The 8684-nt window shown below is 62.9% G+C and carries 11 protein-coding genes and 1 pseudogene; 5 read left to right on the forward strand and 7 right to left on the reverse strand.

Annotated elements, in window-relative coordinates; all coding sequences use genetic code 11:
* The 3 genes and pseudogenes from V5A38_RS13445 to V5A38_RS13455 form a co-directional block, all read right to left on the reverse strand.
* Positions 1-163 (reverse strand): annotated as a pseudogene (locus V5A38_RS13445) (helix-turn-helix domain-containing protein); the annotation flags it as partial.
* Between the two features lie 9 nt (positions 164-172).
* Positions 173-313: a DUF2080 family transposase-associated protein gene (locus V5A38_RS13450; protein WP_332326277.1), complete on the reverse strand. Its 141-nt coding sequence runs from the start codon at positions 311-313 to the stop codon at positions 173-175.
* Between the two features lie 203 nt (positions 314-516).
* Positions 517-786, reverse strand: coding sequence for a hypothetical protein (locus V5A38_RS13455; RefSeq protein ID WP_332326278.1), 270 nt, complete (start codon positions 784-786; stop codon positions 517-519).
* Positions 787-957: 171 nt separating this feature from the next.
* On the opposite strand from V5A38_RS13455, the gene V5A38_RS13460 reads away from it, so the two are divergent.
* Positions 958-1332, forward strand: a complete 375-nt coding sequence (locus V5A38_RS13460) for a hypothetical protein (protein ID WP_332326279.1) — start codon at positions 958-960, stop codon at positions 1330-1332.
* Between the two features lie 174 nt (positions 1333-1506).
* Here V5A38_RS13460 and V5A38_RS13465 read toward each other — a convergent pair whose 3' ends face one another.
* Positions 1507-1947 (reverse strand): universal stress protein, encoded by a 441-nt coding sequence (locus V5A38_RS13465; RefSeq protein WP_332326280.1) that lies wholly within the window; start codon positions 1945-1947, stop codon positions 1507-1509.
* Positions 1948-2578: 631 nt separating this feature from the next.
* Here V5A38_RS13465 and V5A38_RS13470 point away from each other — a divergent pair.
* Together V5A38_RS13470 and V5A38_RS13475 are read left to right on the forward strand one after the other, a co-directional pair.
* Positions 2579-2911 carry a rhodanese-like domain-containing protein gene (locus tag V5A38_RS13470; protein ID WP_332326281.1) on the forward strand — a complete coding sequence of 111 codons (333 nt, stop codon included), beginning with the start codon at positions 2579-2581 and terminating at the stop codon, positions 2909-2911.
* Between the two features lie 2 nt (positions 2912-2913).
* Positions 2914-3327 carry a desampylase gene (locus tag V5A38_RS13475; protein ID WP_332326282.1) on the forward strand — a complete coding sequence of 138 codons (414 nt, stop codon included), beginning with the start codon at positions 2914-2916 and terminating at the stop codon, positions 3325-3327.
* Between the two features lie 17 nt (positions 3328-3344).
* Here the strand turns inward: V5A38_RS13475 and V5A38_RS13480 are convergent, their stop codons facing one another.
* Positions 3345-4979, reverse strand: coding sequence for a thiamine pyrophosphate-binding protein (locus tag V5A38_RS13480; RefSeq protein ID WP_332326283.1), 1635 nt, complete (start codon positions 4977-4979; stop codon positions 3345-3347).
* 178 nt (positions 4980-5157) lie between these two features.
* Here V5A38_RS13480 and V5A38_RS13485 point away from each other — a divergent pair, with 178 nt between their 5' ends.
* Positions 5158-6366 (forward strand): CaiB/BaiF CoA-transferase family protein, encoded by a 1209-nt coding sequence (locus tag V5A38_RS13485; protein ID WP_332326284.1) that lies wholly within the window; start codon positions 5158-5160, stop codon positions 6364-6366.
* A 33-nt stretch (positions 6367-6399) separates the two neighbouring features.
* Here the strand turns inward: V5A38_RS13485 and V5A38_RS13490 are convergent, their stop codons facing one another.
* The gene (locus V5A38_RS13490; RefSeq protein WP_332326285.1) at positions 6400-6711 is read right to left on the reverse strand and encodes an EthD family reductase; all 312 of its coding nucleotides are present in this window, start codon (positions 6709-6711) and stop codon (positions 6400-6402) included.
* A gap of 136 nt (positions 6712-6847) precedes the next feature.
* Between V5A38_RS13490 and V5A38_RS13495 the strand changes: the two genes are divergently transcribed.
* Entirely contained in the window at positions 6848-7762 is a 915-nt protein-coding gene (locus V5A38_RS13495) for a hypothetical protein (RefSeq protein ID WP_332326286.1), read from the forward strand.
* Positions 7763-7866: 104 nt separating this feature from the next.
* On the opposite strand, the gene V5A38_RS13500 is transcribed toward V5A38_RS13495, so the two are convergent.
* Positions 7867-8439 (reverse strand): hypothetical protein, encoded by a 573-nt coding sequence (locus V5A38_RS13500; RefSeq protein WP_332326287.1) that lies wholly within the window; start codon positions 8437-8439, stop codon positions 7867-7869.
* Between the last annotated feature and the right edge of the window lie 245 nt (positions 8440-8684).

Raw genomic sequence — 8684 nt, forward strand, 5'->3', positions numbered from 1 at the left:
GGCTCGGCAGGAGCTTCTGTTCGCTGTATGCCGAGGTGTCGTCGGTGCGGTTGAGCCGGTGGAGGAAGTGGTTGTAGACCTGTCGACAGGTATCGACAGTCCACGCTAACTGCTATCCGAGAGCGTCGGACGGTCCGAGTCGATACCTGTCGTTGTAGTTCATCAGGTAGTGCTACTCGCCGGGTTCGGTGGTTCGGACGACTTTCACTTCCGCGCCACGCCAGTCCTTCGGGACGAGGACATGAGCGCCGTTGCCGGTGGCTTTGACTGTCCCGTCGATGACTTCGTGGCCTTCGATTTCGTGCCTATCCATCACCTGTATTTACACCATGTTTTAACATGAAGGTGGCGGTGGGCCTGTAGGCCGAGCGTCGAACATGGCTGATACTCGTGCGGGCATCGCCAGAACGCGGGGCGTTCTGGCTGCCAACCAGAAGCCTGCGGCTTCTGATGACGGCTGTATCCCCTCCCTACTTGCTCCCTTCGGTCGCTCGTTGAGGAAGGGGCCTTAGCGCCTCAATTCAGGTAAAACGCCGCTACCAGCAAACCGCCGAGGAACAGGTGCCAGACGACCGTCGCTAACTTCGCCTGTGTGGATATCGAGGGACGAGGGGGATTACGGAAAGTCGCATCGTAGATCCATACCGTCGCGATAAGCGCGCCAGCGAGTAGTCCGACCAGAACTGGGACGCTGGTTACCAATCCAATGATGATACCACCACCGAGACTAGCCGGAATGGCGACCAGCACTTTGTCGTAGTAGGTGAGGCTGCTATCCAGGTCCATACTGAAAATAGCTGCCACGAGCGAATAAGCCTCCGACCGATTCTCATCCGGTAGGAACACACGTTCCCACTCGACACGCACTGATCGCTAGAGAGAATAAAAGACACCCGGGTTCCCGAAACGTGAGAAGTTCAGGCAGTATTTTTGGTTCGGCTCGTCGTCGGGTGAGATATGGAGGACGTGCCCGGCGAACTCGAATCCGAACTCGTCCGAAGCTGTCGGACGACAGTCGGCGACGAACTACGGAGCGTGACGTACTTCGATCCGAGCGAGGAGAAGCAGCTCTATCTTCGTGAGGACCTCTCATCGGACGCGGATATCGTCGGCTTCGCCGACAACGAGCGTCTCGGCTTTCGGTCCCAATCCGTGTATCATAGCTCCGAACTCGGTGAGTATCAGTTCACGATGCGGGTGTTCGAGCACGGATACCTCACGCGGGTGATTGCCGCTGGCCACGGGGCATTCGTCACGACCGACGAGCTCCCGATGAACCGATTCGAGGAACTGGCGAGCGCTGTCCGTTCCGTGCTGACAGCCCACGCCTGAGCCGGGGAGATACAGATACCGGGCTGAGAGTCGTGTCGTCGAATCACTGATTCGGCGAGTCTCTCGCCAGACCCTCTTGTTCGTGAGTCCACTCACTGTTGCAGTTTCCTGGTTGCCAATCGGCTTCATCGACAAGACCATGAAAAGTGGAACGTGTACTGCGGTCTGTATCAGCTACTCTGGGCTGGTGAGGCGGGTGGTCAGCACTGGTACGTCCGAGAGTCGCACCACCTTTTCGGTGACGCTACCCACGAGATACCGGTCGAGACCGGTCCGACCGTGTGTCCCCATCACGATGAGATCCATCTCCTCGTCATCGCTATATTCGAGGATAACCTCGTGCGGGACTCCTTCTTCCAGAACGGTGGTGATTTCGATGCCAGCGTCCTCCGCCCGGGCTTCGAGCTCCTCCAGAACGGATTCACCTTCGCTCCTGAACTCGGCCGTGTACTCCGTCGTATCGAACGTATGTTCGATCGCGTTGACCTCTTTGAGATCGATCACATACAGCGTGTGTACGGTCGCATCGTAGGTCTTTGCGAGATCGAATGCATGCGCTACCGCTCCTTCTGTGCCCTCACTCCCGTCCGTTGGCAGTAGAATGTTGTCGTACATTGTAATCAACTCCTTGCTGGGTCCACCCCTCGATGGGCCTTCCCACGTGTCGATACGTCCCTACTCTCCATCAACTATACGGTGAATTCTCAGACAGGGAGAATAGGAACTCGATGCTGTCTGTCCGCCAGTTCTGCTCCCCGGCCTGAACGTTCTGACGCCGATACCCGCAACGAGAGTCGGAACAACAGGATACCAGGACGAACCGTTCTTCGAACTCCTGGCCCGTTCCTACTACCGAGATAGTATGTTCAGACGAGGGATGATTGGGGCGTCGCTTGAAGGCGTAGTTTCACTTGTGCTACGCCACGACCGACCCGGTTCTGATCTCCCCCGGGCCACGTCTTTACGTACACTTGCTGGGATGGGCAACTCCGGAGTATCTGTACTATCGCTGAATACGACGCGTGCCATCACCGTTCGACACGGGCCCGTGTCGTCTCGCAGCGCCCAAATGGGTGCTCAGTCACCTTTCTCTCCAGTCGAAACGGCTTCCTCGAACTCCTCGGTCGGTGACGGAGAGACGTGCGAGATGCCCATCTATCCGTGGGTGCGGTGACCCCTGACCCAGGCTGCAAACGGGGGAGCCCCGTCCGAAACACGAAAGGCGTCAGCCCCGCTCTTCCCTGACATGGTCGACGAAGTCACTCCGGAGGAGCTCAAGGAGAAACTCGACGCTGAGGAACCGGTCCAGATAATCGATATTCGGCCAGCGGCCGCGTTCGAACGGGGGCATATTCCCCGGGCGATCAACGTACCCATGACGGAGCTGCCCGGCCGGGTCGACGAGATCGAGTGGGAAGACGATATCGTCGTCGCCTGTCCAATCGGCCAGTCTTCCGTCCAGGCAGCCAAGCTCATCAGCAGTTTCGAAGGCGTCGACAACGATGCGGCCGTTCAGAGCATGGCCGGCGGCTACCACGCCTGGGAGTACGGACTCGAGCAACGGAGCGCAGACGCCTGAGCGTGCTGGTCCTTCCGACGGCAGTTCGCGACGCGCTCCTGTCTCACGCCGACAGTGGCGGGGACGAGGAGATCTGTGGCGTCCTCGCAGGCGATTACGGCCAAGAGCGAAGCTGCGTCGAGGCGGCACACCCGACGGCGAACGCCGCCGAAAAGCCACGAACCAGGTACCGTATCGACCCGGAAGAGCTTCTGGCGACGATCGAATCGGTCGAACAGGGGGGTCGTGAAGTCGTCGGGTTCTATCACAGCCATCCAAACGGGCCTGCCGCGCCGAGTGCGACTGACGCCGCGCGTGCGACGTGGACGGGCTACTCCTACGTCATCTGCTCGCTCGACGGGTCCCCGTCGATCGATTCCTGGCGCTGGACGGGCGAGGAGTTCGCGACAGAAGCGCTCGTCGAGAACGCCGATTGAGGGGCGGGACTGTCGCGCTACTCGCCGGTCAGGTAGCTGCTCGCCTGTGGCTCGGTGGGGTCCGTTCGTACTTCCACCAGCCGCGGCTCGTCGGCGTCAGTGGCGGCTGCGACGGCGTCCCGGATCTCCGCGGGCGTCTCTGCGTGCGTCGCGCTCACACCCATCGATTCAGCGAGCGCGGTGAACTCCACCGCCTGCTCCGGCCAGGCGTAGCTGTTCGGTGCCATCCCGTGGTGGCGCTCGGCACCTTCGCTGATGATGGCGTAGTCGTCGTTCCGGAACACCACGACCGTTACCGGGAGCCCCTCGCTCGCTGCGGTGTGGAGCTCGTGAATACACATCATCAGTCCGCCGTCGCCGGTGAGTGCGACCACATCTTTGTCCGGATGGGCGGCTTGTGCGCCCATCGCGGAGGGGAGCCCAGTGCCCATCGTCGCCCACGAGCCGGGGTTGACGTAGGAGCGCGGCCCCATCGCGGGGAACGTGGCGAGCGTCCAGATGCGGAACCCACCGGCGTCGGCGGTGACGATCGTGTTTTCCGGGAGTGCGTCCCGAACTGCCTGTAGTGCTCCAGGGGAGGTGAGTGGCGGCTCACCGTCGACCAGTTCGTCGACCCGACGCTGAACTGCGTCTCGGAGACGGTCAGTAACGGTTTCGGCCCGGTGGTCGGAGTCGGGGATCTCCGCGGTCAGCGCGGCGAGGGTGAGTCGGGCGTCGGCGACCAGTCCCACTGCGGGGTCGTAGTTGGTTCCCAGGTCGTCGGGGTCCAGTGTGACGTGGACGAGCGTTTCGGGCACGTCGAGGCTGCGGCCGCGGGTCACCAGTTCGTCGAAATCAGTGCCGACTGCCAGCGCGGCGTCGGACCCTGCGACGTACTCGGCCATCTCCGGTGTCGTCCCGCCACAGAGCACGCCCGCCGAGAGCGGGTGCGTCTCGGGAATTACGCCCTTCCCTTTGTAGCTCGTGAGCACCGGCGCGTCGTACTGCTCGGCGAAGGCGACGAGTTCGTCGCTGGCGTCAGCCGAGCGGACGCCGCCGCCGGCGATGATGACTGGTGCGTCGGCGGCCTCCAATAACGTCGCGGCTTCGGACAGCGCCTCGACCGATGGGGAGACCGGGTCCGGCGTCGCCACGTCTGCGATGTTGGCGACGGGACCGCTGGCCGGGAGGAAGGATTTGGGGATTCCCAGCCGAACCGGGCCTTTCGGTGCCGTCGTCGCCGTCGCGACGGCGCGCTCGACCTCCGCGGCGAGGCCCTCGGGGTTCTTGACCACGCGGTTCGCTTTGACCACGGTATCGTACGTCTCTGGTGGCGTCTCGTGGATGCCGTCCCGCCCCCGGACCTCGGGGTCGGTTTCGACGGCGATGTGGATCAACGGCGTGTTGTCGTTGAGCGCGTTCTTCAGCCCGTTCATCGCGTTCATATCGCCCGGACCAGGGACGACAACGGTGGCTGCGGGCTCGCCGGTGGTTTCGGCGTAGCCCCACGCCTGATGGGAGACGGCCGTCTCGTGGCGCGCCATCACGAACCGGATGTCGTCGCGCCCGTCGATGGCCTCGTTCAGTGGCAGCGTCTGCTTGCCGGGGATGCCGAACACGGTGTCGATGCCGTTCTCGACCAGATGATCGATGACGATGGAACCGAGAGTCATGGGTTCCTCTGGTGCGGGCGGTGGCAAAACAGTACCTCTCTCGGGCAGGAAGGGGCGGCAGGGCCAGGGGAGCGCAGCGACTGTCGCGCAGGAAGCCTGAGCCCGCGGAACGCCGCAACCAGCTTCCACCGCCGACGAGCAAACCACTAAGGCACCGGCCCTCCCCCACCCGAACGACATGAGCGACGACTCGACCGGCCCGCTCGACGGCGTCACCGTCCTCGACGCCTCGCGCGTGCTCGCCGGCCCGTTCTGTGGGATGCAGTTGGGCGACCTGGGCGCCGATGTTATCAAGGTCGAACGCCCCGACGGCGGCGACCAGACACGCCACTGGTCACCACCCGCGTTCGGTGACTCCGGGGAGAGTTCTTACTACGCCAGCATCAACCGGAACAAGCGCTCCATCACACTCAACCTCGCCACCGAGAAAGGCCGCGAGACGTTCCGTGAGCTCGCCGCCGGGGCCGACGTGATGCTGGAGAACTACCGCGTCGGGAAGCCCGCCGAGTGGGGAATCGATTACGACAGTCTCTCCGAGGAGAACCCCGGGCTGGTCTACTGCTCCATCACCGGCTACGGGCAGACCGGCCCGAAAGCCGAGCGCCCGGCCTACGATCTGATGATGCAGGCAGAGGGCGGTATGATGAGCATCACCGGGGAGGCCGGCCGACCCCCCGTGCGCGTCGGCGTTGCGATGGCCGACCTCGCGTCGGGGATGTACGCGACCCAGTCGATCCTCGCGGCGCTGTTCCGCCGCGAATTCGCCAACGAGGGCGGCGAGCGCATCGACATCGCGCTGTTCGATTCGATCGTCGGCTGGCTGACCTACATGGCCACGGATACGTTCGCCTCCGGTGAGCCGCCGGGGCGCATGGGCTCCCGGCACCCGAACATCGCGCCCTATCAGGCCTACGAGGCCGCAGACGGCTACATCGTCGTCGCCTGCGCCAGCGAGGCAATCTGGTACCGGTTCTGCGAGGCCCTGGACCGGCCGGATCTCGCCGCGGACGAGCGGTTCGAGAACAACGAACGGCGCGTCGAGAACCGCGACGCGCTGGAGAGGGACGTCGCCGAGGAACTCCGGGACACGACCGTCGACGAGCTACTCACGATGTTCCGGGACCACGACGTTCCGGTCGGCCGCATCCGGGACATCGCCGAGGTGTTCGACGATCCGCAGGTCGAGGCACGGAACATGCGCCAGTCCGTCACCCACCCGACCGCTGGCGAGATGCAGCTCCCCGGTTCGCCAATGTGCTTTGCGGGCCACGATACCGACGCGCGTCGTCACCCGCCGCTGCTGGGTGAGCAGACGGAGGAACTGCTCGGGGAACTTGGGTACAGTGCGGACAAAATCGAAGAACTGCGGCGCGAGGGCGTCGTCTGAGGGTGGGTCGGCCGCGCGCTGCACGCAATCGGCTCACAGCTGTTCGGTCTCTTCCATGTACAGCACGTCACCTGCTTCCTGGTCGGAGAACTCCGCCGCGTCCTCGAGGAGTGCCTCGCCGGCCGCGGAGTCGAACGCCGCACCCAGCGCGGCCATGTCCTCGAAATAGAGTTCGGCGAGGCCGTCGTAGGCGCTTTCCTCCGGATCAGTCGGGAGCGAGGTGACGTAGCGCTGGACATTCGGCAGATCGTCGACCAACGGTGCGTGTTCCTCCTCCCAGTACGTCGCGAACTCCTCGTGACTGAGCGAGTCCTCCCGGACCAGCAGCGCGACCATCTTGACCATAGGTCGGCCTCAGTTGGACTGGCCTTCGCTCTATCGGTCCGGACGCAGCCAGTCGAATGGGGTTTCGAGATTTTGTGACAACTGTTACCAATTGCGACCCATTAAAGTAGTTTCAGTACCGTGGTGTAACTAACAAATGCCCGCTAAACATGGTCTGCCGAGCAACGTAGAACAGGGGTTGCAGGCCTGTAACACCACGTTCGGCTGTTTCGAAGTCGTTGCGGTGTCGATGCTCGCCATGCTCGCGTGGGCAGGGTTCTCGGCCGGGCTACTGTTCGCGCCGCGGGCGAACGTCCGTGGCGCGCTCGCCGCAATTGGGGCGGAGTGTGACTCGGTTATCGCTGAGCGGGACGCGCTGGCTCACTTCGCCGACCAGCTCGGGGAGCTACCGACGACACAGCTTCAGGGAACGTCAGTCCAGGGGGCAGGAATCGGCGTCGCCAGCACCACCTCGCGCCCGCCAAACGACGGCATGGCTGCCGTCGAGAACGCCTACCGCGAGACGGTGATGGCAGTCGATCATTACGAGCAGGATTACGGGGAACCGTTCGCACAGCATCTCGCAACTGAGTTCGGGGAGGAGATTGCGGGGGCTGTTGTCGCCAACGACCAGCTCACCCCACAGGTCAAAAGCGCGCTCCTGACGAGTGCCCGAGAGGGCCAGCATCAGCGGGAGAAGTATCTCGAGGCGATGGGGCGCGAGCGGGAGCGGCTACAGGAGGCAGACAGGCTGTTGGGGAGTATCGCCGACACCTGTGAGTCGGTCGACGGGAACCGGCTCCGTCGGCGGCCGTTCGAGGAGCTCCAGTGTCGGCTCGACCGGCTCTTCGAGGAGCGCGAGCGACTGACCGACGCGCTGCAGGAGCGTCAGGAGCGACTTCACGAGGGCATTACGTTCGGGTGGGACCGCAGGGATACGGAATCGGTGTACCGCTTCCTCTACCGGGACCTCGACGCCACGTACCCGGTGTTGGCCGATGGAACGAATCTCCTCGAACGGATGCGAGACGTCGAATCGCGGCTGACGACGGCCGTGACTGCGCGGCTGTAACCGAAGCGGGAGAGCATCCGCGGCCAGGGGGCTGGCCGGAATTTCTGTGGTGGGGTTCGCGATAGTTTGTCGTCGACGAGGTCCGGGAGAACCGACTGATCGGCCTAGTTGAGTTCTGGCGGTGGGCCTTCCGTGCCGAGGCGTCGCTGTTCGGCGTAGTAGACGTTGACGGCACTGGTGATCGTGAACATGGTGACGATAATTGCTCCCCAGGTAAGGTCCGGGAGCAGGCTGAACGACGGCACGCCGAACCAGACCGCGGCGACCAGCGCGGACGAGATGCCGCTGAGCCCGAGGTAGAACTCGCTCCACGGGATATCGTTGTCCTGGACGACCTCCATATACACCTGGAGGGACTCCCCGCGCTCCGTGAGTTCGATGGTGTCACGGGAGTTCTCGTAGTGAAGGATACCCGCCTCGTCCATCCGCGGGAGGTGGGTCTGGTGGAGTGAAACGTACACGCGCCGGCGCTCGTCCGCGGTCACCTGCTCGAGTGACTCCCCGTTCTCCCAGGCCGCGAGCTGGCGGGACAGCTCCCCGATATTGGTCCCGTCCTTGTGAGAGAGCAGGTAATGGAGCGCGTGTCTCCGCCGGACGTTACTGAGGATGTCGAACGCCTCAGTCTGGGTCAGCTCCTGATCGCGGTTAGGCGATTTGGAACTCTGGGACAGGCTCATACATGTACTATTAACTGTAAATTAGTTAAACCTTTCTATCATATAGGCTAACTGAAATGTATTCGGGTCGGAGCGGGACGAAACAATCTGCGTACGTATGTCTTACGCAAGGCATACACGGTTGCAATGGGCTCCTATGGGTCTGTAGCAAGGTGCTACGGCGATGTATCCGCAGCTTAAGATTTTGTAAACTACTCATTAAAAAGGGGGTGTAGGTGTATGTTTCTGATAGGAGCGCCCGGTTG

The sequence above is a fragment of the Halolamina sp. genome, from assembly GCF_036626355.1.
In the GTDB taxonomy this organism is placed as follows: domain Archaea; phylum Halobacteriota; class Halobacteria; order Halobacteriales; family Haloferacaceae; genus Halolamina.